Origin of the sequence: Methylocapsa sp. S129, from assembly GCF_009765995.1 — a bacterium.
Taxonomy (GTDB): domain Bacteria; phylum Pseudomonadota; class Alphaproteobacteria; order Rhizobiales; family Beijerinckiaceae; genus Roseiarcus.
The window spans coordinates 341,763-364,847 of the sequence record NZ_LMUI01000042.1 but is presented as its reverse complement, the minus strand read 5'-3'; the positions used below and the strand labels follow the sequence as shown (position 1 = coordinate 364,847).

The following is a 23,085-nucleotide window of genomic DNA, read 5'->3' as shown; positions in this document are numbered from 1 at the left end:
CTGATTTTATGGATGAAGATGCGGCGCTATATCGGCAACGTCAAGTCCATCGCGCTTCGAGCGCATTCGACGGAAGCCCATCCTATGCCTTTCACCCGCATCTCCTTGCTCAAGGGCAAGTCGCCCGAATATCTCAAGGCGCTTTCCGACGGCCTGCACCGGGCTCTGGTCGAGGCCTTCGATGTGCCGCCCGACGACCGCTTCCAGGCGATCCGCCAACATGAGCCGGGCGAGTTGGTTTTTGATCGGCGCTATCTTGGCGGCCCGCGCTCGGATGATTTCGTGCTGTTCGAGATCACCGCCGGGCGGCCGCGCACGACGCCAGTCAAGCAGGCCTTCTACAAGCGCCTCGTGACGCTACTGGCCGAAACGCCCGGGATCCGGCCTGAGGATGTCATGGTCATCATCGCCACGACAAGCCCAGAAGACTGGTCCTTCAGCGGCGGCGACGCCTGGACGTTCAAGGCCGCTTGAACCCATGGACAGAAGGAAACAATCATGACCGATGATGTCGCCGCAAAGCTGCGCGCGCTGCCCATGCAAATGACGATCCGCCGGCCGGGAGAGGCGATCGCGCGCGCGCCCGACGGGATCGCCTCGGCGCCGTTCTGGGCCGAAGTGCTGTTCGATAGCGCACAGGACGGCGAGAATACAATGATGCGCGCGCACGTCGATCCTGGAATCGTCACGCGCTGGCACACCCATCCGCGCGGGCAGCTTCTCTATGTCCTCTCCGGCGTCGGCCTCGCGCAGCGCGATGGCGGACCGGTGGAGGAATTGCGAGCGGGCGATTGCGTCTGGTTCGCGCCGGGCGAGCGGCACTGGCATGGCGCTCAGCGCCATAGTACTTTCTCCTACGTCAGCATCCAGGCCGTGCGCGATGGGGCGATGGTCCATTGGCTGGAGCCGGTTGCACAGGAAAGGAACGCGCCATGATCGCGATGCAGTATAGTTTCGCGCTGCCCGCCGATTACGACATGGGGATCATCGACCGGCGCATCGCCGAAAAAGGACATCTGCTCGACAATTTTCCGGGCCTCAAATTCAAGGCCTATCTCACCGCCCGGAAGAGCGGCGACGAAACGCGCAGCCAGGAGAATCTGTACGCGCCGTTCTACGTCTGGAATCAGACCGACGGATTGAACGACTTTGTCTGCGGCGACGGTTTTGCCGGCGTAACCCAAGCGTTCGGCTGGCCGCAGGTCAAGACCTGGATCGTCTGGCGCGCACAACTGTCCAAGAGCGTTTCGCATGCGGCCTTCGCCACGCGCGAAATCCTGACGACGGCGCCCCACGCCGCCTTGGACGAATTGCGCCCGCGCGAAAGCGATGAAGCGTTCGACGATGTGGAACGCGGCGGCGCGCTCGCCTCCGTCGCCGCCTTCGAACCCACGACCTGGACGCGCGTGCGTTTCCGCCTTTGGGGCGAAAGACCAGCGGCGGTCGGCGCGGGCGTCCAGACTTATAAAGTCGGGCATCTCTCGTTGCCGACAGCGGGTTCTGAAAACCGGTGATCTCCGGCAATCGCGCTATTGCCGCGGCGCCCTGTCAGTTTCCGATCAATCGGCTGCGGCCAAATGCGCGACCAGTTTTCGCGCGTGCGGCGGCAGAGCATCGAGCTGGCGCACGCACAGAGCGAGGCGCCGCGTGGCCCAGGGATTCGTCAGCCTGATCGATCGGATCGCCATCGATCGACGACATCTTCGGGCCGCGGTCTCCGGGACGACGCCAATGCCGACATTTTGCGCCGCCATGCGGCAGACTCCGTCGAACGTGCGCATGCGAACGCGGAAGGACAGCGGATGTCCGGCGCGGATTGCCTGCTCTCCGAGATAATCCTGCAACGGACTGCCGGCGCTCAACCCGACGAACTCATGTTCGACAATATCTTCGAACGCGATGCGCCGGCGCGTCGCCAGCGGGCTATCGCGCGACGCGACCACAACAAGATGGTCCGTCGCAAAGGGCAGCACTTGCAAGGCCCCGTGATCGACGGCGTCGGAAATGATGCCGACGTCGGCGGCGCCGCTGGACACAGCCTTGACGATTTCAACGCTGAGGCGTTCTTTCAGGTCGACGTCAATATTGGGATGGCGCGCGAGATAAGAAGCAAGCCGTTCGGGTAGAAACTCCGTCATAGCGGCGGTGTTCGTCTGCAACCGGATATGTCCCTTCAGGCCCTTTGTATATTCCCCCAACTCCCCGCGTAATTGCTCAATCTGTCGAAGAACGATCCGGGCGTGATGGGCAAGCGCATCGCCCGCGGGCGTCGCTTCGACGCCGCGGCGACCGCGTTCGAGCAATTGCAGTCCGATCGTCTCCTCCATGCCGCGCAGGCGGGCGCTGGCGGAAGGCAGGGCCATATTGGCTTGCGCCGCGCCGCGCGTGATGCTTCCCGCCTCGACCACGAGGGAAAAGAGACGAAGATCAATCAGGTCGAAACGCATGGGCGAGATATTATCAGCCGATCAGCCTTCGCTCCAGCCTAAGGCTGGATACGCCCCTTCCGCATTGCATGGACCGTCCGGTCAGGCCAGATAGCCCCTATGATTGATTTTTCCCCGCTGCATATACTGGCCATTGCGCTGGTGTTTTTCCTCGCCGGCGCCGTCAAGGGCGTGACGGGAATGGGGCTGCCCACAGTCGCAATGGGTCTCCTGGGCGTGATCATGCCCCCTGTCGGCGCCGCCGCGCTCCTGATCGCGCCCTCCTTCGTCACCAATGTCTGGCAATTGTTTTCGGGGCCGAGCTTCGCCGCGCTGGCGTCGCGGCTGTGGCTGATGATGCTGGGCATAGCGGCGGGCGCGATTGCCGGAGCGCGGCTGCTGACGAGCGACGCGGCGAGATGGACGACAATGGGGCTCGGAGCGGCGTTGACGATCTACGCGGGGATAAGCCTTCTCGCATGGCGATGGTCGGTCCCGGCCCATATGGAGAGACGATTGTCGCCCTTCATCGGTCTGGCGACCGGCGTGATTACGGGTGGAACCGGAGTTTTTGTCATTCCCGCCGTTCCCTATCTTCAGGCGCTCGATCTCGACAAGGAGGATCTCATCCAGGCGCTCGGCCTGTCCTTCACGGTTTCGACCATCGCGCTGGCGATCGGACTGGCGGGCAACGGAGCCTTTCAATTTGGAAACATTGACGCTTCCGCTCTCGCGATTGCGCCCGCTTTGCTGGGCATGGGATTGGGGCAACGTATCCGTCAGCGCGTCAGCCCCGCCGCGTTTCGCCGCTGGTTCCTGATTGGCCTCCTGCTCCTGGGTCTCCAACTGGTCTTGCGACCGCTCCTCTGATCGCGGGTTATCAGCGACGGCGCCTGCTGCCGGAATACAAGGCGCAAGCCCCCCGTGCTGTTGATCCCGTCCGCTTGCCGCAACCGCGCGCCCCTCGTAAGAATGCGGCCCGCCAGGCAATGCCGAACCATCGCGAGAACTTCATGATCCGCCACACCGTCCTTGTGAGGTTCCCCGCGGACACGCGCGCCGACGCGATCGACGCCTTGTTTGGCGCCCTCGACGATTTGAGAGCCCTGCTGCCGGGCATGTTGAACTTCAAAGGCGGCGCGAATGTCAGCCCTGAAGGGCTGGCGCGCGGCTTCACCCATGCCTTCGTCGCCGATTTCGTCGATAGCGCCGCGCGAGACGCCTATCTCGTCCACCCCGCCCATCAGGCGGCTGGCGCGCGGCTCGTCGTCGCCGCCGAGGGTGGGATTGACGGTCTCATCGTCGTCGATATCGACATGGGCGGCTAGCGGCGGCGATGACGACTACTCGTCCTCGAGCCTGACATCCCGGCTGTCCTCGTCGGGTTCTTCACTTGCGGGGATCGCATATTTCCCGTTCAGCCAGCGATAGAGATCGACGTCGGCGCATCGGCTTGAGCAAAAGGGTGTGTATTTCTCGACGCGGGGGCGCCCACAAATGGCGCAAGCGGGCGCCGCTTTGACTTTCGCATTGTCATTGGCGGGCGGCGAAGCCTTCATCATTTCGCCTCCGATGTTTCAAGTTCAAGCTTATGCGTCCAATGCGCATGGGCTGGATAGCCCTCGCCGGCGAGCAGGGCCGCCGTTTCGGCCAGCGGCAGGCCGACGACGGCCGTATAGGAGCCGATCAGCCGTACGACGAAGGCGCCGGCGAAGCCCTGAATGGCGTAGCCGCCCGCTTTGCCGCGCCATTCCCCGGAGGCGAGATAGGCGTCGATTTCGTCGCGCGACAGGCGCTTGAAGCGCACGCGCGCCTCGACCAAACGCTGGCGCGTCGACCCGCCCCAGGTGATCAGCGTCACGGCGGTGTAGACGCGATGCGCGCGCCCGGACAAAAGCCGCAAGCACGCGGCGGCTTCATCGGAAACTTCGCATTTGGGCAGGACGCGCCGCCCCACGCATACGACCGTATCGGCGGCCAACGTGAGGCAGCGGCCAAGTTCCGCGCGTTTCAAAGCCACGGCGGAGGCGATCGCGGCCTTCTCGGCCGAAAGCCGCTGCGCGAGCGCGCGCGGCGATTCGCTGCGGCGCGGCGTCTCGTCGATATCGGCGGGGATCACCGCATCGGGGTCGATGCCGATCTGCGCAAGCAAGGCGAGACGCCGGGGTGAGCCGGAGGCCAAAACCAGACGGGGGCGCGGGGCCTGGCTCATCGCAAATTTCGACTGCGTTTTAGCCGGGCCACGCCTGGATCACTTGAAACGATAGGTGATGCGGCCCTTGGTCAAATCATAGGGCGTCATTTCGACGAGAACCTTGTCCCCCGCGAGCACGCGGATGCGGTTCTTGCGCATTTTGCCGGCGGTATGGGCGATGATCTCGTGTTCGTTTTCGAGCTTCACGCGAAAAGTCGCATTGGGCAATAGCTCAACCACGAAACCGGGAAATTCAAGCAATTCTTCTTTCGACATTGGGGCCTTTCTTTGCCGCGTTTGACGCTTATTGGCGCGTTAAACGCTCACCGCCTGGCGGATTGCCGTCCGCCTGCAAGCGGTTCTATTCTAGATTCCTGACGAACGTCTCTCAAATATCCAAAAACGGGGTCCGCTTCGCCGCCTCAAGCGACGCAACCGGACTCACGCTCTAAATTGCGGCGGACCCTATATTATTTCCGGAAAAAGAGGAAACCGGTTTTAACGCCGCCGATCAGGGGGAGGCCGATTCCGCATTTGCGCGCTGCATCTGCCGGAACCGTCGGATGCTGAACGGGATCGAGGCGAGATAGACAAGGGATAGCGCAACCAGCATTTCCATCGGGAAATTAGCCAGAAGCAACACGGCGGCGGCCAGACCGAACAGCACCACGGCGACATATTCGCGGGGCACCCGGCCGATCGACTTGCCGGAAAAATGCGGAATCCGGCTCGCCATCAGAAAGGCGATCCCCAGCACATAAGCGATTTCGAAGGGCGCCGCCGCATGGACATTGGGAACATTGAACAGCGAAAGATGCAGGAAAATCGGCAGCAGGCCGGTGACGGCGCCCGCCGGCGCGGGCATGCCGACAAAGAAATAACCACGCCACGCCGGCTGGTCATGATCTTCGATCATCACATTGAATCGCGCGAGGCGCAGCGCACAGGCGATCGCGAAAATGAGGGCGGCGAACCAGCCCAGACTTTTCATTTCATGCAGGCCGAAGACATACAGCACGATCGCCGGCGCCACGCCGAAATCGACAAAATCCGCCAGCGAATCGAGCTCGGCGCCGAACCGCGAGGTGCCTTTCAGCGCGCGCGCGATGCGCCCGTCGAGACCGTCGAGCACGGCGGCGACGGCGATCGCGATCACCGCCCATTCGATCTGATCCTCAAACGCGAAACGAATCGCGGTCAGGCCAAGACAAAGCGCCAGCAGCGTCACCAGATTGGGAATCAGCAGCCGCAGCGGCACGCCTCTGAAACGGCGCGCGCGCAGCCCCCGCGCCGAGGCTTTGTCGAAATTACCGCTCAAGGGTTCGTTCATCGACGTCAGCTTTGCCGAAACAAGCGCGGCGGCTCGTCGATCGCGGTCTCGGCAATCACCGTCTCGCCGGCCACCGCGCGCGATTTGACGCCGACCAGAATGCGCGCGCTATCGGGGAGATAGACGTCGACGCGCGAGCCAAAGCGGATAAGGCCGAAACGATCGCCGGCGCTTAAATTGGCGCCGTCATTGACGAAGCACACGATGCGCCGGGCGATGAGGCCGGCGATTTGAACAATGCCAAAGACGCCTGCCGCGCTTTCGATCACGATTCCATTGCGTTCATTGTCCTCGCTCGCCTTGTCGAGATCGGCGTTGAGGAACAGGCCGGGCTTGTAAGCGACGCGAATCACGCGCCCCGCCACAGGCGCGCGGTTCACATGGCAATCGAAAACCGACATGAAGATCGAGACGCGCTGCATCGGCCGCGCGCCCAGCCCCAATTCAGGCGGCGGCGCCGCATAGCCGCTGAAGCTGACGACGCCATCGGCCGGCGAAACGACGAGGCCCTCGCGCAAAGGCGTGACCCGGGCGGGATCGCGAAAAAAATAGACGCACCAGGCTGTCGCGATGGCGCCGAGCCATCCCAGCGGACTCCAGAGCCAGGCAAGCGCCAACGTCGCCACGAAAAACGCCGCAATGAAAACATAGCCCTCGGGATGGACAGGCGTTATCTGGCGGCGGATAGAATCCAGGACGGACATGAAATGGCGCTCGGGCTGCGTTACGACGGTCTTTTGGCGCCAAACGCCTCAAGAGTCACGGGCGCGGAATCGTCCGGCGCAAATGCGACCAGCGATTCCTCGACCGTAGCGTCGACCGCCGGCTCGTCGCCGGTCTCTATCTCCGCGCGCCGCAACGTCTCCTGCGCCGCATCGACTTCGCGCTGGCGGCTCCATAGCGCGGCGTAAACGCCGCCTCTGGCGAGCAACTCATCATGCGTGCCACGCTCCACAATCACGCCCTTGTCGAGAACCAGGATTTCGTCGGCATGAACGACGGTCGAAAGCCTGTGCGCGATGATCAGCGTCGTCCGCCCTTTCGACACGCGCTCAAGCGCGGCCTGGATTTCACGCTCGGTAAAGCTGTCGAGCGCCGACGTCGCCTCGTCCAGCACCAGAATCGGCGGCCCTTTCAGCATGGTGCGCGCGATCGCCACGCGTTGCTTTTCGCCGCCCGACAGTTTGAGGCCGCGCTCGCCAACCTGGGAGCGATAGCCCTGCGGCAATGAGCGAATGAACGCATCGATCTGCGCATTATTGGCGGCGGCCGTGACCTCTTCGTCGCTCGCGCCATCGCGGCCGTAGCGAATATTGTAAAGAATCGTATCGTTGAACAAGACAGTGTCCTGCGGCACCATGCCGATCGCGTCTCTTAAAGAAGCCTGCGTGACGGCGCCGATATCCTGCCCGTCGATGGTGATGCGCCCGGCCGAGGGTTCATAAAAACGAAACAGCAGCCGCGAAATCGTCGACTTGCCGGCGCCTGACGGACCCACGATCGCGATGGTCTTTCCCGCCGGCGCCTCGAAAGAGACGCCGCGCAATATCTTGCGCGCGGGATCATAATTGAACTCGACATTCTCGAAGCGCACCGCGCCCTGACTCACAACGAGGGCAGGCGCGCCGGTGCGATCTTGAATTTCAGGATTCTGTTCAAGGATGCTGAACATCGATTCAATATCGACGATCGCCTGCTTGATATCGCGATACACCATCCCCATGAAGTTGAGCGGCTGATAGAGCTGAAGCATCATCAGATTGATCAGCACGAAATCGCCGACCGTATTGCGGCCGCTGCGGATGCCCGCGACGCACATGACGATCACGGCGACGAGGCCGACGGTGAAGATCACGGCTTGTCCGGCGTTGAGAATGGCGAGCGAAACATAAGTCCGAATGCTCAGGCGCTCGTAGCGCTCCATCGACTTGTCGTAACGCGCCGCTTCGCGTTTTTCGGCGCCGAAATATTTCACCGTTTCGAAATTGAGCAGGCTGTCGATCGCCTTGGTGTTGGCGTCGGTGTCGCTTTCGTTCATCGAGCGGCGGATCGCGATGCGCCAATTGGTCGCCAACGTCGTGTAGACCATATAGATGACGATCATCAGCGTGACGGCGACGACATAGCGCCAGTCGAACGAGAATAGAAATACGCCAAGAATAAGTGCGAATTCGACGATCGTGGGCACGGCCACCAGCATCGAGGTGCGGATGATCGTCTCGATCGCATTGCGGCCGCGCTCGAGAATGCGCGTCAGGCCGCCCGTCTTGCGCTCCAGATGAAAGCGCAATGACAATTGATGCAGGTGGACGAAGACCTCGATCGCCAGGCGGCGCACCGCGTTCATCGCCACCGCCGCGAACAACGCGTCGCGACCCTGGGTGAACAGAGCCATCGCCATGCGAAGTAAACCGTAGAGGATCGTCAGCGCGACCACGCCGGAAAGCACGGTGGGCAGAGGTATCTTGTCCGCCGCCCCTTCACCCGCCAGAGCGTCCGTCGCCCACTTATAGGCATAGGGGATCGCGATCGTGGCGAATTTCGCAGCCACCATAAAGACGACCGCCAATAGAACACGGAGTTTCAGATCGTTCCGGTCGGTCGGCCAGATATAAGGCCATAATTGGCGAACCGTGCTGGTCAGCGTCGCCTCGGCGCGCGGACCTGCCCCGGCGATGAATTTCGTCGATTTCTGATGCTGCATTTCAACTCGCGGCGATAATTGAGGCTAGATATAGGGCGAAGCGCGCCCACCTGCATCCCCGGAAGCGCCACATCTCGCCGTTTTCTGACCTGGCCCGCCTGCGTTGTTCACACGAGAATTTGAACAGGGAACGGTCGGCAAGCGAACGTTAAGTGCTGAGAATCGTTTTCTATAGTGATTTCTGGTAAATCTTTGGCGATGCCTGGCGATGGATAGTGGGCGATTGGCCTTCCTGCAAGATTTGACGTGAATTTCTCTCTTATTAGTCTTGCTGTAGCGTTTGAATATGACTAAGGAGGAGAACAGTGAGGTCTCGAATCGCCGCTAAGACCTCACCGTTGAAATGTTAACCGACGATAGCTCGGGTTTTGCGCTGGGAGCCGAGAGCGCTGCGCAATTTCGAATTGGGAGCAAGGCCACGCATGTCCGATACATTGAACTATATTGAACTGGCCGCCGAAATTGTTTCGGCCTATGTCTCGAACAATTCAGTGCCGGCAAGCGATCTCCCGACATTGCTCGGCGACGTTCACGCCGCGATTCTGCGCGTTTCAACGGGCGCCGCGGTCGTTGTTCCCGAAGTCGCCAAGCCGGCGATCGCGCCGAAGAAGTCGATCACCAATGATTATCTTATTTGCCTGGAAGACGGGCGGAAGTTCAAATCCCTGAAGCGTCACTTGCGCACCCAGTATAATTTGTCGCCGGAGGAATACCGCGAAAAATGGGGTCTGGCCTCCGATTATCCGATGGTGGCCCCCGCCTACGCCAAGGCGCGCTCCGCCCTCGCCAAGCAGATGGGGCTCGGCCAGCAACGCCGGCGCCGGAAATAAGCGTTTTCGCGTAATGCGGCGAAGCGGCGGTCACGGAGTTCCGCCTGTTCCCAATGAGACAGGCGGGTTGGTCGGATGAGACGGCGCCTCGGCGCCGTTTTCTACTTGGGCGCCTTTCTTGCAACGCGGCGCTTGACGTTTGGCGATCTCGCGCATCAAAAAAGCCGATGAAAACGATTCAGAACATTTGCGTCTATTGCGGCTCCAGCCTGGGAGCCGACCCTCGCTTCGCGGAGGCCGCCGATGCGCTTGGCGCGGCCATGGCCATGGCTGGCGTCGGCCTGGTTTTCGGCGGCGGCGAGGATGGATTGATGGGCCGGCTGGCTCATTCCGTTATCAACAACGGCGGCCGGGTGACGGGGATCATCCCGACTTTCCTCATCAAGCGCGAACATGCGCTCAAAGAAGCGCAGGAATTGATCGTCGTCGAGGATATGCATCAACGCAAACAGTTGATGTTCGAGCGCGCCGACGCTTTCATTGCGTTGCCGGGCGGGATCGGCACATTGGAAGAACTTGTCGAGCAACTGACCTGGGTTCAATTGGCGCGTCACGTCAAACCGGTGCTGATCGCCGACATCGGCGGCTTTTGGCGCCCATTGCTGAGCCTGATCGCGCATATGCATAATCTAGGCTTCATCCGTGAAGGCTTCGATCTGCATTATATGGTGGCCGAGAAGATCGAAGATGCATTGCCGATGCTTGAGAGCGCCGCGCGGAAAACACTCTCCCCAGCATCTTTAGCCTGAAGCTTGGCCGTAGGCTTTCCTTGCGCCGGACTTGATGTCATTCTTACGTTCAACTGCCTGGGGCGCGCCAACAGCGCCCGGCGGGAGGGAGTAGCATGAGCAATCTTTACGGAAAATCATCCGCCCTTGTCGCGTTGGTTGTCGGCGCGGCGTTGATGAGCGGCGCGGCCTGCGCCCAGACGGCGGCCCCGGCGCCTGGCGCACCCGCGCCGACGGTGGCCGACGCGCCCCCGGTCAAGGCCGCTGTCGTCAAACCGCGCAAGAGAGTGACGCCGACAATCGTCGTCCTTGTCACCAATTCGCGGGCGGTTCCGCTTACCGAGCTGGACGCGGCGGCGGCCGGCGGCGCCCCGGCAAAGCAAATTGTCGCCAATCTCGCCCCCGGCAAGAAAACGTCCGTGAAGGTCGCGCACGGCAAGTCCTGCCTGTTCGACCTGCATGGCGCCTATGCCGATGGTTCGAGCACCGATTTAACGAGCATCGATTTGTGCAAGGATAAGACCGTCAATCTCGTCGAGTGACACGGCGCATCAACGAAACGCGCCCGGAACCAAAGCGCCCGCCCGTCAATCGCAACGGCGCGGGCGCTTTTTTGTCCGGCGTTACTTCACGGCTGCGGCGTGGAGCTCGGCGACATAGTCCCAGTTGACCAGATTCTCGACGAAAGCCTTGAGATAATCGGGTCGGCGATTGCGGTAATCGATGTAGTAAGAATGTTCCCACACATCGACGCCGAGGATCGGATGGGCGCCATGAACAAGCGGGCTCTCCCCATTGGCCGTCTTGGTCACGACGATCTTGCCGTCTTTCACCGCCAGCCAGGCCCAACCCGAGCCAAACTGCGTGACGCCGGCCTGAATGAAGTCTTCTTTCGCCTTTTCGACTGAACCGAGCGAATCGACTATGGCTTTTTCGAGCGCGCCGGGAATCTTTCCCCCGCCATGCGGCTTCATCCATTTCCAGAAATGGGAATGATTGTAGTGCTGGCCGGCGTTGTTGAAGAGGCCAGGATTCTTGCCGAACGAGCCCTTGACGATCTCGACAAGCGACTTGCCTTCCCATTCCGTGCCTTTGAGCAAATTATTGCCGTTGTTGACATAGGCGAGATGATGCTTGTCGTGATGAAATTCCAGTGTTTCCTTGGACATATAGGGACCCAAGGCGTCATGGGCGTAGGGCAATTCGGGAAGGGAGAAACTCATGGGTTCAGCTCCTGTTGAACGACACCGGGGTCGGAACGCGCCGGCCGGAACGCCAGCTCACGAACGATGCGGCGCATTGTTAAACCGCTCAAGCGGCGGCGGCAACCGTAGGAGGGGAACGCTTTACGCCGCTGCGCGTTCCCATCGCCGGTTGCACAATCGCGCCGCTTTTCTGACAAAATGAACACGTTGGATTGGTTATGAGCTGGATTGCATTCTTTCTGGGCCTGATTCTCACCCTGGCCGGCGGCGCGTCGCTTGCTGCGAGCTTCGACCTGCTGACGACGGAGCTTGGCCTTCTCTATGCGACCTGCGGCGCTATCGGCGTCAGCGGCGGCTTCATCGTCATAGCGATCGGCTTGTTGATCCGTCGCGTCGATGCGTTGCGCTATGGGTTCCTGGACAGGAGCGAAGCAAAGCCGGTGGAGCGCGCCGAGCCGATCGTGCCGCCGCTCGTGGCCGGCATCGAGCCCGTCACGGTTCCTGAGCCCGTCGCGGCGGCCGACACGGATGTTTCGGGGCTGTCGCCGGCGACGGCGCCGGAGCCCTCCGCCATGTTGGATGATTCTGGCGACGACGAAGCGCCGCCGATCAATGAAAACCGAAAAGGGCATCTTCCGTCTTTGGAGACGCCCGACACGCCTGTTGCAGAGCCGGCGCCGCCGACGCTCGTTGGCCGTTATGGCGCGGGCGGCGCCAATTACTCGATCTTCTCCGATGGTTCGATCGAGGCCGAGACCGATCAGGGCGCCTTTAAATTTGCGTCAATGGGCGACTTCAAAGCCTATATCGCGGCCAAGCGGAGCTAAGATCAAGCGGCCGGGACTAAACAGCTAGCGGACTTTATAGATGCGGTACGGCGATCCGGCGATCGGCTCTGGGACGAGCCAATCGGGCGATTTGCCGCTGAGCAGCGCCGCCGCGAGCCCGTCGGGACTGGCCGCGGCGTATATTTCGAGTTCCGGCATCGCCGGGCAGAAAACGACATAGGCGGCGCCGCTGTTCCTGACGATTTGCCGAGCGGCCTCAGGCTCGGCCATCATCGCATCGACCATTTCCCGATTGCCGTGATTGTCGCGATGATAGGGCGCCGCGAGTACGGAATGGTGAGAGTTGGCGAGGATGTCCGACCCCATGTCGATCGGCGCCATCAGCAACGACGTCGGCAACGCGCCAAGCGCCTCGATCGCCGCCGGCGCGCGACAGATCGTGCGGCCTTCGACCGCGTTCGACTGGGCCTGGGCCGGCGCGACAGCCGCCCAGAAAACCGAGCAGAACGGCAAGCCCAGCGCAAATGGCGCAAGCTTGGCCAGCGCGCCGGAGCGCCGCGCGGCCCAATCGGCCGTGCGCGCGACGACCCAGGCGCCGCCGAATATGGCGACGGCCGAGGCCGACGAGAGTGCGCGCACTTGCCATAGCGAAGTCGCAAGGCCGATGGCGATAAAGGCGCAGACGACGAGCCAATTGACTCGCGTCGCGCCTTCCTCGCGCCAGGCGGCGGCGAGCGCGCCGGCAAAGCCGAGCAGCGTCGCAAGGGCCAGGGTGACGAATTTCACGGGATGGGCGACGACGAGGCTGAAAAGCGGGCGCGCCTCTTCGACGTGTTCGAGCCACAGCTTGCGCAGCAGCGGATCCACGCCCGCTTGCGGATCGTGCAGACAGGCGGGATAGGCGAGCGCCATCACGCCCAGCACGACAGCGCCGCCCAGAGCGCAGCCGGCCAAACGCAGGGGCGCGCTCGTCAAACGATGGGATAGAGCTGCGAGAATAGAGAATGCCGCCGCTCCAAAGAAAATCGCGACGAGATGGGCAGTCGAGAAGGCGTCGCAGGCGCCGACAAAGTAGCGCGACGGCCCAACCGTCGCGATAAAGACGATCAACGAGGAAGCCGCCAGCGAGAGGCCAAATCCTAAAAGCGCGGCGCGGAACCGCTCCCCTTGCGCGACGAACACCAAAGCGAAGGCGGCGATCTCGACCAGAATATAGGTCAGGTTCTCGATATTGATCGACAAGGACAAAGCGGCCAAAGCCGCCGCGCCCGCCGCCGGCCAGAATTTCCGCGCGTCGATCGCGCCGATGGTCGCCCAAAGGATCAGCACGGCAAGTAGGATTTGCGCGGAATGATGATGGATGCGCCCCGGCTGAAATTGCACGAGGACGCCGCCGGTCAGGGCGGCGATCATGACGGCCGGCAGCATGGCGGCGGGGCCGGCCAACCTTCGCGCGAGACAAGCGATGGCGGCGAACAAAGCGCCGTGCAGCGCCAGCGGAAAGACGATGCGGGTCAACCGCTCGGCGCTCTCGACCGGCAGGAAAACCGAGAAAATCCTGATCAGCAGCCCCAAAGGCAGATCGAGAACGCGAGTCCAATGCATGGGCTCGCCGTCCGGCGGATCGAGCCGATATTGATGCAGATCGAACCAGGCCTGGCCGGCGAGCCAGTCGCGCACTTCCACGAGACGCATCGCATCGTCGGTATTGGCGAAAGCGCCGGTTCGCCAGACCTCCGCCGCGTCCCGCCAGGAAATCGCCAGGGTGAAGATAAGGCCGACGGCGGTGAGAAAAGCGACGGAGTGAAGCGGCGAGCCCGCGCGGGCGGCGTACGCTTGCGAGGGGCGGACAAAAGCGACGGACATGCCTGATTCCCAAAGGCCGAAACAGCGCGCGGCAGGCGGTCGCCGGAAATGGAGCGCGCTCTTTCACCAAGGCTCAACTTTTCCCAGCCAATGATTGAGATCGGGTTAGCTCGTCGCCGCAAACCCAGTCTCGGGGCTTGAATGTCGAAACTAGAGCGCGCCGCTTCGGCTTCCGATAGAGCCGCACAGCAAGACGTTTTAACAAATAAATTCAATCATATAGAAAATAATATGTCAGTCATCATGACTCATTCGCTGCGCAATGCGGCGCGCCATATGCGCGGCGCACTCGACGGACTTGGCGCCGCCAAAGAAGCCGCGCCGCGCGTCGCCGTGATCCTGCCCTGCCACAACGAGGCGGCCGCGATCGCGCGTGTGATCGGCGAATTCCAAGCCGCTTTGCCCGAGGCGCGCGTCATTGTCTTCGACAATGCCTCCAGCGACGCGACCGCCGCCATCGCCGCCGCGGCCGGCGCCGAGGTGCATTTCGAGCCGAGGCCCGGCAAGGGCAATGTCGTGCGCCGCATGTTCGCCGACATCGACGCCGACATCTATCTGATGGCCGACGGCGACGGCACGTACGACGCCGCTTCCGCGCCGCTGCTCGTCGCCTGCGTGGCGCAGGACAATGTCGATATGGCGATCGGCGCCCGGGCGATGGTGATGCAGGATGCGCATAGGCGCGGCCACGCCATCGGCAACCGCCTGTTCAACCGGCTTTATCACGCGCTGTTTGGCGCCGGATTCGAGGATATTTTCTCAGGCTATCGCGCCTTCTCGCGCCGTTTCGTCAAAAGCTTCCCCGCTTTGTCGTCCGGCTTCGAGATCGAGACGGAGCTTTGCGTCCACGCCAGCCAATTGAAACTGCCGACCGCCGAAATCATCCTGCCCTATGGCAAGCGCGACGAAGGTTCGTCCTCCAAGCTGCGCACCTTCCGCGACGGCCTGCGCATCCTCTCGACCTTCGCTGTCCTGCTCAAGGAAACGCGCCCGGCCCTGTTCTTCGGATCGTTCGCCGGCGCGGCGATGGCGCTGGCGATCGCGCTGGCGATCCCCATCGTTACGACCTTCATCGCGACAGGCCTCGTGCCGCGCATTCCCACCGTAGTGCTCTGCACGGGCCTCACTTTGTTCGCCGCGCTGATGGGCGCCTGCGGGCTGATCCTCGACAGCCTCGCGCGATCGAGAGTCGAGCAAAAGCGCATCCTTTATCTGACGATGGCCGCGCCGAGGGCGTAGCGGGCGCTTCTCCCGCCTTCGGCGCCAGAACGATGCGGCGACCGCGTCGTCGGCTTTTTCCGACTCCCCATCGACGCCTCCTCGGATATAAATGGCGCCCTGGCAGGGATCGCAGCCTGCCCGACCGACCGGAGACCTTCATGCTGAAATTCTATTTCAACGGCTCGCCCAACCCGACGAAAGTGGCGCTGTTCCTCGAAGAGGCGGGCCTGCCCTTCGAGCCCGCGCCCATCGATACGCGCAAAGGCGATCAATTCGCGCCGGAATTCCTCAAAATCAATCCGAACGGCAAGGTCCCGGTCATCGTCGACGGCGAGACCATTGTGTTCGACAGCAATGCGATCCTGCTCTATCTCGCCGAGAAGACCGGCAAGTTTCTGCCCGCGACGCCATCGAGCCGCGGCGAATTGCTGTCCTGGCTGATGCTGGCGGCCACCGGCCTTGGCCCGTTCTGCGGCCAGGCGGTGCATTTCAAGCATTTCGCACCCGAGAAAGTGCTCTACGCCCACAAGCGCTATCAATATGAAGCCCACCGCCATTTCTCGGTGCTGAACGATCGCCTCGCCGATCGTCCTTATATCGTCGGCGACGTCTACACGATCGTCGACATGGATGTCTGGGGCTGGGCGCGCATGATCCCGTTCGTCCTCGGCGACGACGCCTGGAGCAAATACCCGCATCTCAAGCGGCTGTTCGACGAGATCGACGCGCGACCGGCCGCCGCCCGCGCCAAGACTTTAAAAGACCGCCATCCGTTCAAACCCGAAATGGACGATGAGGCGCGAAGCCATATGTTCAAGCATCTGGCGGCGTGACGTCGCGGCGACCCATGGCGGCGCCACGCGCCTGTTTCCCTTGTCGCATTGTCGCCTCCCGCGTCGATGACATAGGCGCGCCTCTATTCAAATCGAGGAATGATCGAGTCTTTCGACAATGAATCAAGAGACGGTTGCGCGAGACCTGCTGTCGCGGGCGGGCATTGAAATCAACGGCCACAATCCCTGGGACATCCAGGTTCACGACAAGGCCGTGTATGCGCGCGTTTTCGCAAGCGGATCGCTCGGCCTTGGCGAAGCCTATATGGACGGCTGGTTCACCTGCGAACGGCTCGACGAGTTCTTTGCGCGGGTGGTGGGCGCCCGGCTCAGCGAAAAGCTTCCCTTATCGATGAACCTGGCCTTGCTCGTCGCCAGGTCGAAGCTGCAGAACAGACAGACCCGGCGCCGAGCGCGCCGCGTCGCCGAGGTGCATTACGACCTGCCCGTCGAAGTGTTCGAAGCGACTTTCGACAGCCGCCTCACCGGCAGTTGCGGCTATTGGAAGGAGGCCCGCACCCTCGACGAAGCGCAGGACGGCAAGCTCGACCTCATCTGCCGCAAGCTTGGATTGCGCGCGGGCCAGCACATTCTCGATATCGGCTGCGGCTGGGGCGCTTTCATCGGCTTTGCCGCCGAGCGCTATGGCGCCCAATGCATCGGCGTCACGGTTTCCGAGGAACAGGTCGCCTATGCCCGCCGCCGCTATGCTGGGCTTGCTGCGGAATTCCGGCTTCAGGATTATCGCGATGTCGCGGACGCGCCGTTCGACCATATCGCATCGATGGGCATGTTCGAGCATGTCGGACCGAAGAATTATCGGGCCTATTTCGAAGGCGCCCGGCGCCTTGTTCGCGAAGACGGATTGTTCCTGCTTCACACAATCTGGTCGAATGAACCCTCGCCTCTCGACCCGTGGATCGACAGATACATTTTTCCCAACGGGGTCCTGCCGACCGTCGGGCAGATCGGGACGGCCGTTCACGGGCTGTTCGTCGTCGAGGATGTGCATAATTTCGGCGCCGACTACGACAAGACCTTGATGGCCTGGAATGCGAAGTTCCAATCCAATCGGACGGACATTGCGGCGTTGATGAACAAGAAGGGGCAGGACGGCGGGCGCTTCTGCCGCATGTGGGAATATTATCTCCTGGGCTGCGCGGGTAGCTTTCGATCGCGGGAGATCAGCGTCGGCCAGTTCGTTCTGTCGCCCCGCGGCGTTCCCGGCGGCTATCAAAGCGTTCGCTGACCGCAAATGGCGCGCGGAATGGCGCAGCCGCGTAAATCGCCCGTTGTGTTAAAAATGTGTTAAGAATTTGTCGCTAACGCGTCAAACTCACCCCCTACCGATGCGCCCCTGTCGTGACGAAACCGGGACTGGGGCGTTTGCAGATGCGTATTCAAGAATCGAAAGTTGCGCGCGGCTCGCTGCGTCCCCGGGCCCTTTATTACGCCGCCCTCGTCACCCCCGCGATTCTTCTTGCTATAGGCGCTGGCCAAGCTACGGCGGGGCAACTCCCCATCAGCGCATTCCAGACCTATAACAGCGCCACTGCCGCCGCCATCCAACCTGGACCGCTCGCCCTTTACAGCGTGCCAGTGGACAGCCTGCTGCCAACGCAAATGAACGAAGGATTGACCGAGGTCGGCAAGAAGGCGGCGGGTTTCGACCTTTTGGCGCCGTCGCAATTGCAGTCCAACTTGTTGACGGACATCGAACCCGTCGTCGTCGGCCCGGGCGGCAAGCTTTACCTGACCGACGGCCATCACACCTTCACCGCCTTGGAGAACTCTATTTACGGCGCGTCGGACCCGACGGTTTATGTCAATGTCATCGCCAATTATTCGAATCTGACGACCGCGGAATTCTTTGCGATGATGCAGGCGCAAAACCTGCTGCTTCCCTTGAACGACGGCGTTGCCGAAACCGTCAATACGGCGACCGGCGCGCCAATTCCCACGAGCCTGACCGGCCTGAACAGCGACGTCTATCGCGGCCTTGAATACAGCATCCTCAAGAACAAAAGTTCGGTCCTTTTCACCAGTGCGGCGAACATCACGGGGGCGGTCGGCGCTTCGACGCCGGGCCTCGACAAGATGACAGGCCTTTATTCCGATTTCCTGGAAGCGGCCGCCTATCGAAACGCCAAAGGCGGACTCGGGCTTCCCTACCTGTCGCCCGGCGATATCGCGCTGGCCACGCAGTGGAATCTCAATGCGAAGAGCGTGACGAGCCTGCCCAATGTGGCGGGCGCCGTCACGGCGGCTCAATTGCCCGGCTTCATCCTCAGCGCCAATATCGTGAACAGCGGCGGGATCAGCAACGCGACGCTGGCCGATGGCGCGATGGACGGCAACGGCGGGTTCACCGGAATCACCCAGATCAACGCCGGCACGGCGACGGCGCCAATTATGATCGGCACGCCCAACACCGGCTTCATTATGGAGCTCGGAGACGACGCGGGGCATACGGTGACTCTGAATGGCATCAATACTTATACCGGCGGCACGTCGATCCTCGCCGGCACGTTGATCGTCGCCAGCGACGCCTCGCTCGGCGCGGCTTCGCCGGCCGGCGCGACCATCAACCCGAACAGCGTCCTGCAAAGCGTTCAAAGCGCCAACGGCATCGTGTTCAACAGCCTAACGGAAGGCAACGGCACGCTGCAGATCGGCACGGCGGCAGGCAATGGAACGAGCACGTTCACGCTGGATCGGCCGATCGCGGTCGACGGCGAAGCGGCGACCATCAATGTCAACGGCTATGTCGTCAGCCTGACCGGCGAAATCGCTTCCCTCGGCACGATCGGCGTCGGGATCGGCAACGCTACGGGCTATTCGGATCTGACGATCGACGATCTCAATAGCGGAACCCAGGGAAAGTTGATCCTGTCGGGAAGCAATCCCTATTTCTATGGCAATCTGATCATCGGCGCCACCGGGACTCCGACGGTCGAAGTCATGAGCGACGCCGCGCTCGGCAATACGACCGGCCCGGCCGCTTCGATCGGCGAGGTCGAGTTGAACGGCGGCACGTTCCAGGCGGGCGCGAATATTACCGCGCTGGAGCGCGACTTTTTTCTCGGCGGCGGCAGCACATTCGACGTCAACGGATTTACGACGAGTTGGGGTTCGCTGACCGATGTGCAGCGGACTTTGGTCGTCACCAATAGCAATGCGACAACCGCCGGCGCCGTGACATTCAGCAGTCTGAACATCGGCGCGACGGCGGCCCTCCAATTGACGGGCGGCGCCGCGGGAGAGACGGTGACATTCACCAACGGCATCGATCGCACCGGCAATGATACATTGATCCTCTCCCCGTCCAGCGCAACGACGCTTGGATCGAAGGAAAAAGTGTTTTCGGGCACGGGCGCCGCCTCGCTCGTCAACGGCATCGCGCCGGCCTGGATCGTCACCAACAATGGCGTGTCCAAAAACGCCGGTCCCTATGATTTTGTGACTTATGGCGCCAATGGCTATGTCAAGGCGACCTATAGCGCGACGACGCTCGGCACGGCGAGCGGCCAGGTCGTCGCGCTCGCCGCCAATGCGACGCCGACGGGCAATGTCGACGCCTTCGCGCTCAACACCGAGGGCAAGACGATCACGCTTGGCGCGTCGAATAGTCTGACGATCGGCGATGGCGTCAATCCGGCCGGACTTATTCTGGCGAGCGGCAGCGCGATCAAGAACGGGACGCTAGCCTTCGGCGCCAGCGAAGGCGTGGTCTGGCTGAGCGGCGCAAATGCGACGATTTCATCCGAGATCACCGGCGCGAACGGGTTGACGTTTGCGGGCTCCGGCGCGGTCGCTTTGTCCACAGCGGCGAACGTCAGCGGCCCCATCACAGTGGATTCGGGCACGGTGACTCTCGCCGGGGTCAATATTTTTGCAAGCGATGTCGACGGCGTCCTTCTGGACGACACCAAGAGCAAACCGGCGCCCGCGACTTTGGCCGTGACGGCCAACAATATGCTGACCGCGCTGAACACGGTGGGAAACAACAGCGCCGTGACGCTGAGCAACGGCGCCGCGCTGACGCTGGGCGATACGGTCAACAATCTCAGTTCGACCATCAGCAGCACGGTGACGCAAACCGGGACCGCCGTCGCCGGCGCCTTGACGCTCAACGGCTCCGGCCTGTTCGATTTCAGCGGCGGCAGCAAGAACGCGCTCGCTCTGGTGGCCGGCAGCTCGATCATCGTCGACAACAGCGCCCAGTTCCGCGTCGTCGCTAACGAATTCGCCAATTCCAATATCAGCGTCGTGCTGAACGGCTCAAGCCAGTTGCAATTCGCGCAGAACGACGGCGGCGTTTTCGCCAATACCGTATCGGGCACAGGCGCTCTGCATCTGATCGGCGGCATTCTGCAGATCACCGGAACGAACAACACTTATTCCGGCGGCACGATCGTCGAGACCGGCTCGACCCTCGACATCACCACAGCCAATCTGCCGGCGATCAATCCCAATATCGTCAATGCCGGCGGCCTGGTCGTCTTCGATCAGGCGACGAGCGGAACCTATAACGGCGTTATCAGCGACGGCGCCGAAATGGGAACCGGCCCGGTTCTCTCCGGTTCGCTGGACAAGGACGACAGCAGCGGCGCCAATGGCGGCAATGTGACGCTCGCCAAGGCGCAGACTTTTACCGGCGCCACGACGATCGAAGCGGGGACACTGACCCTGGCCGCGGTCGATACGCTGGCGACCAGCAGCGGCGTCGATCTTGGCCGCGTCGGCGGCAGTTCGGTTGCGACCCTCGCGCTCGGCGCCGACAATACGATCCAGGCTTTGACCAGCGAAGCCGACAATTCGACCTTCGTGACGCTCGGCGCTCATATGCTGACGATCAACACGGCGGCGGCGACGGACGCCAATTTCGGCGGCGTGATCAGCGGATCGGGCGCCGTTGTGAAAAAAGGAGCGGGAACTCAAATCTTCGCCGGCGCCGACGCCTATTCTGGCGGAACCATTGTCCAGGCTGGCGCGCTTATCGTGACCGGTAGCATCAATTCCACCGGCGCGACAACGGTGAGCGGGGGCGTGCTGGATGTCGCCAAAAACGGCTCGCTTGTCACGTCGGCGACAAACGTCAATGGCGGCGTCCTGGAATTGGACAGCGGCTCTACTTTCGACAGCGCCACCCTCAACGTCGCCGCCGGCGGGACGGTCGACGCGGCGGGCGGGTCGATCTCGCTCGCTGGCGCGACCTACAACAACAGCGGCGTCCTGAACCTTCAGAACGGTTCGGCGAGCAACGTGCTGACGCTGGGCGCTTATAACGGCGCCGCGGGAAGCCAGATCGATGTCGGCGTCAATTTCGGGACGGGTTCGGCGGACAAGCTGGTCGTGACCAGCGTGACGGGCGGTAGCCAGATCGTCGTCACCGACGTCGCGCCCAACACGCCCGGCGTCTATAATCCCGCGGGCATTCCCATTGTGGTTTCGACGAATCCGATGAGTGCGACGAGCTTCACTCTGGCGGGGTCGCCGATTCAAAAGGGGCTGTTCCAGTACGATCTGGTCTACGATGCCGATCCGGAGTTCTTGCTGGTCGGCGTTCCCTCGGCGGACGCCTATCGGCTCGCGACCTTGCCGACGGCGGCGCAATCGATCTGGCAGGACACCGCCGGCGTCTGGCTCGATCGTCAGGCCGATTTGCGTGACCTTCTGAGCGCGGGCGCACCGCCATCGGCGCCCCAGGGCGACGCGCGAGCCGCGGCCACCCCGCCAATGACTGAGGGCGTCTGGGCGCGCGCCATCGGCGACTGGGCCAACAGGAGCGAAACGCAGACCTATTCGCTGTTGAGCAAAACCTATTCCTACCAGACCGGCTACAGCCAGAATACCGGCGCCTTTTTTGGCGGCGTCGACGGCGCGATGGAACATCTATTGAACCGCGACGACACGCTGCTGATGGGCGTCACGGGCGGCTATATCAACTCGACCCAATCCTTCAAGGGATCGTCGGCGACGGCGACTTACCAGGGCGGATCGGTCGGGGTTTCCGCGACCTATCTGAACCAAAACTTTTTTGTCGACACGCTGTTGAAGGCCGATTTCCTGAACCTCAACTTCTCCGACTCGGCTCTTTCCGGTTATGGAGCCAACCAGCAAAAGGCCAATGTTGCGAACTATGGCGCGATCATCGACGCCGGATATCGCTTCAGCTTCAACCGAACGACCTTTGTCGAGCCGCTGGCGACGCTGGCCTATGTCTCTTCGCATATCGGCGGCCTGACGCTCGCCGGATCGCAGATCGGCTTCGGCGACAATGACATTTTGCGCGGCAGGCTCGGTCTGCGCGGCGGTTCGATGCTGTTCGAAAATGCAGACTTCCGGATCGACGGATCGGCGAGCGCGAGTTACTGGGCGCGCCTGTCGGGCAGCGCCATGGCGACGATCAATAGCGGCGTCGGCGCGCCCTTGCTGACCATTTCCGACAAGCAAGTGGCGGGCTATGGAGAACTCGGTCTGGGTCTGAACATCGCCAGCCAGACAAGCGGCTGGTCCGGCTTTGTGAAGGGCGACTACGAGTTCGCCTCGGGTTTCAACGCCGGCTCGATCAAAGGCGGCGTCAGCTACAAATTCTGATCGTCAGCCCTTTCCAAATTGCGACGATAGCGCAGGCGCTCTGCTCGGCGGTCGAGCGCTATGCCAAGATGGTTGTCGTCACTGGCGGAGTTTGAAAGAGCGCCTCCCACGCCATCGCTGCAATTTTCGCTGTGGGCGCGTTTGGGCGTCTCATATTCGCAGATTATGCCGTAAAGGCGTCTCCGTTCGCGCGCATCGAGCCCGCGCGGCGGCGGTCACTCCATCCCGTAAAAGAGCTCCGGCTTGCCCAAAACGCCAGATCGTCGCAGATTTGGCGTCGGGGCGGGCGCTGTCTGGGGAGTGTCGACCTGGCAGGTCCTGGAGCGCGTGTCGGAATCACGCTTCCAGAGTTTCAAGACA

The 23,085-nt window shown here is 62.1% G+C and carries 22 protein-coding genes; 13 read left to right on the top strand and 9 right to left on the bottom strand.

The genetic code is table 11. The features are described 5' to 3' along the window. Positions 1-84: 84 nt before the first annotated feature. The 3 genes from GSQ90_RS22365 to GSQ90_RS22355 are packed head-to-tail and all read left to right on the top strand — an operon-like array spanning position 85 to position 1,514. Positions 85-474 (top strand): tautomerase family protein, encoded by a 390-nt coding sequence (locus tag GSQ90_RS22365; protein WP_158817088.1) that lies wholly within the window; start codon positions 85-87, stop codon positions 472-474. A gap of 24 nt (positions 475-498) precedes the next feature. After that, a complete protein-coding gene (locus GSQ90_RS22360) occupies positions 499-936 on the top strand; it encodes a cupin domain-containing protein (protein ID WP_246731719.1) in 438 nt (145 codons plus the stop codon). Then, positions 933-1,514, top strand: coding sequence for a DUF4865 family protein (locus GSQ90_RS22355; RefSeq protein ID WP_158817087.1), 582 nt, complete (start codon positions 933-935; stop codon positions 1,512-1,514). Before GSQ90_RS22360 ends, GSQ90_RS22355 begins: the two co-directional genes overlap by 4 nt. Before the next feature lie 45 nt (positions 1,515-1,559). On the opposite strand, the gene GSQ90_RS22350 is transcribed toward GSQ90_RS22355, so the two are convergent. Beyond that, positions 1,560-2,447, bottom strand: a complete 888-nt coding sequence (locus GSQ90_RS22350; protein ID WP_158817086.1) for a LysR family transcriptional regulator — start codon at positions 2,445-2,447, stop codon at positions 1,560-1,562. 99 nt (positions 2,448-2,546) lie between these two features. Here GSQ90_RS22350 and GSQ90_RS22345 point away from each other — a divergent pair, with 99 nt between their 5' ends. Beyond that, complete coding sequence (locus tag GSQ90_RS22345; protein WP_158817085.1) at positions 2,547-3,296, top strand: sulfite exporter TauE/SafE family protein; 750 nt, start codon at positions 2,547-2,549, stop codon at positions 3,294-3,296. Between the two features lie 143 nt (positions 3,297-3,439). Further along, complete coding sequence (locus GSQ90_RS22340; RefSeq protein ID WP_158817084.1) at positions 3,440-3,754, top strand: Dabb family protein; 315 nt, start codon at positions 3,440-3,442, stop codon at positions 3,752-3,754. 15 nt (positions 3,755-3,769) lie between these two features. Here the strand turns inward: GSQ90_RS22340 and yacG are convergent, their stop codons facing one another. The 6 genes from yacG to GSQ90_RS22310 form a co-directional block, all read right to left on the bottom strand. Next, positions 3,770-3,988, bottom strand: a complete 219-nt coding sequence (gene yacG, locus GSQ90_RS22335; RefSeq protein ID WP_371418430.1) for a DNA gyrase inhibitor YacG — start codon at positions 3,986-3,988, stop codon at positions 3,770-3,772. After that, positions 3,985-4,638, bottom strand: coding sequence for a Maf-like protein (locus GSQ90_RS22330; RefSeq protein ID WP_158817083.1), 654 nt, complete (start codon positions 4,636-4,638; stop codon positions 3,985-3,987). Before GSQ90_RS22330 ends, yacG begins: the two co-directional genes overlap by 4 nt. Positions 4,639-4,677: 39 nt before the next feature. Further along, positions 4,678-4,896: a translation initiation factor IF-1 gene (gene infA, locus GSQ90_RS22325; RefSeq protein WP_158817082.1), complete on the bottom strand. Its 219-nt coding sequence runs from the start codon at positions 4,894-4,896 to the stop codon at positions 4,678-4,680. Between the two features lie 235 nt (positions 4,897-5,131). Continuing rightward, positions 5,132-5,950, bottom strand: a complete 819-nt coding sequence (pssA, locus tag GSQ90_RS22320; RefSeq protein ID WP_158817081.1) for a CDP-diacylglycerol--serine O-phosphatidyltransferase — start codon at positions 5,948-5,950, stop codon at positions 5,132-5,134. Between the two features lie 5 nt (positions 5,951-5,955). Then, complete coding sequence (locus GSQ90_RS22315; RefSeq protein WP_158817080.1) at positions 5,956-6,654, bottom strand: phosphatidylserine decarboxylase; 699 nt, start codon at positions 6,652-6,654, stop codon at positions 5,956-5,958. Positions 6,655-6,674: 20 nt separating this feature from the next. Next, positions 6,675-8,654 carry an ABC transporter ATP-binding protein/permease gene (locus GSQ90_RS22310; protein ID WP_158817079.1) on the bottom strand — a complete coding sequence of 660 codons (1,980 nt, stop codon included), beginning with the start codon at positions 8,652-8,654 and terminating at the stop codon, positions 6,675-6,677. A gap of 422 nt (positions 8,655-9,076) precedes the next feature. Between GSQ90_RS22310 and GSQ90_RS22305 the strand changes: the two genes are divergently transcribed. From GSQ90_RS22305 to GSQ90_RS22295, 3 genes are all read left to right on the top strand, one after another. Further along, a complete protein-coding gene (locus tag GSQ90_RS22305; protein ID WP_158817078.1) occupies positions 9,077-9,484 on the top strand; it encodes a MucR family transcriptional regulator in 408 nt (135 codons plus the stop codon). 167 nt (positions 9,485-9,651) lie between these two features. Further along, positions 9,652-10,233, top strand: a complete 582-nt coding sequence (locus GSQ90_RS22300) for a TIGR00730 family Rossman fold protein (protein ID WP_158817077.1) — start codon at positions 9,652-9,654, stop codon at positions 10,231-10,233. Positions 10,234-10,328: 95 nt separating this feature from the next. Beyond that, positions 10,329-10,754, top strand: coding sequence for a hypothetical protein (locus GSQ90_RS22295; RefSeq protein WP_158817076.1), 426 nt, complete (start codon positions 10,329-10,331; stop codon positions 10,752-10,754). A gap of 81 nt (positions 10,755-10,835) precedes the next feature. Here the strand turns inward: GSQ90_RS22295 and GSQ90_RS22290 are convergent, their stop codons facing one another. After that, on the bottom strand, positions 10,836-11,435 hold the full coding sequence (locus GSQ90_RS22290) for a superoxide dismutase (RefSeq protein ID WP_158817075.1): 600 nt from the start codon (positions 11,433-11,435) through the stop codon (positions 10,836-10,838). Between the two features lie 200 nt (positions 11,436-11,635). On the opposite strand from GSQ90_RS22290, the gene GSQ90_RS22285 reads away from it, so the two are divergent. Then, a complete protein-coding gene (locus GSQ90_RS22285; RefSeq protein WP_158817074.1) occupies positions 11,636-12,244 on the top strand; it encodes a hypothetical protein in 609 nt (202 codons plus the stop codon). A 24-nt stretch (positions 12,245-12,268) separates the two neighbouring features. Here GSQ90_RS22285 and GSQ90_RS22280 read toward each other — a convergent pair whose 3' ends face one another. Continuing rightward, positions 12,269-14,071 (bottom strand): hypothetical protein, encoded by a 1,803-nt coding sequence (locus GSQ90_RS22280; RefSeq protein ID WP_158817073.1) that lies wholly within the window; start codon positions 14,069-14,071, stop codon positions 12,269-12,271. Positions 14,072-14,302: 231 nt separating this feature from the next. On the opposite strand from GSQ90_RS22280, the gene GSQ90_RS22275 reads away from it, so the two are divergent. From GSQ90_RS22275 to GSQ90_RS22260, 4 genes are all read left to right on the top strand, one after another. After that, the gene (locus GSQ90_RS22275; protein ID WP_246731718.1) at positions 14,303-15,310 is read left to right on the top strand and encodes a glycosyltransferase; all 1,008 of its coding nucleotides are present in this window, start codon (positions 14,303-14,305) and stop codon (positions 15,308-15,310) included. A gap of 140 nt (positions 15,311-15,450) precedes the next feature. Beyond that, positions 15,451-16,125 (top strand): glutathione S-transferase family protein, encoded by a 675-nt coding sequence (locus GSQ90_RS22270; RefSeq protein ID WP_158817072.1) that lies wholly within the window; start codon positions 15,451-15,453, stop codon positions 16,123-16,125. 118 nt (positions 16,126-16,243) lie between these two features. Continuing rightward, positions 16,244-17,374: a cyclopropane fatty acyl phospholipid synthase gene (gene cfa / locus GSQ90_RS22265; protein ID WP_158817071.1), complete on the top strand. Its 1,131-nt coding sequence runs from the start codon at positions 16,244-16,246 to the stop codon at positions 17,372-17,374. A gap of 143 nt (positions 17,375-17,517) precedes the next feature. Further along, a complete protein-coding gene (locus GSQ90_RS22260; protein ID WP_158817070.1) occupies positions 17,518-22,725 on the top strand; it encodes a ParB-like protein in 5,208 nt (1,735 codons plus the stop codon). Positions 22,726-23,085 lie beyond the last annotated feature (360 nt).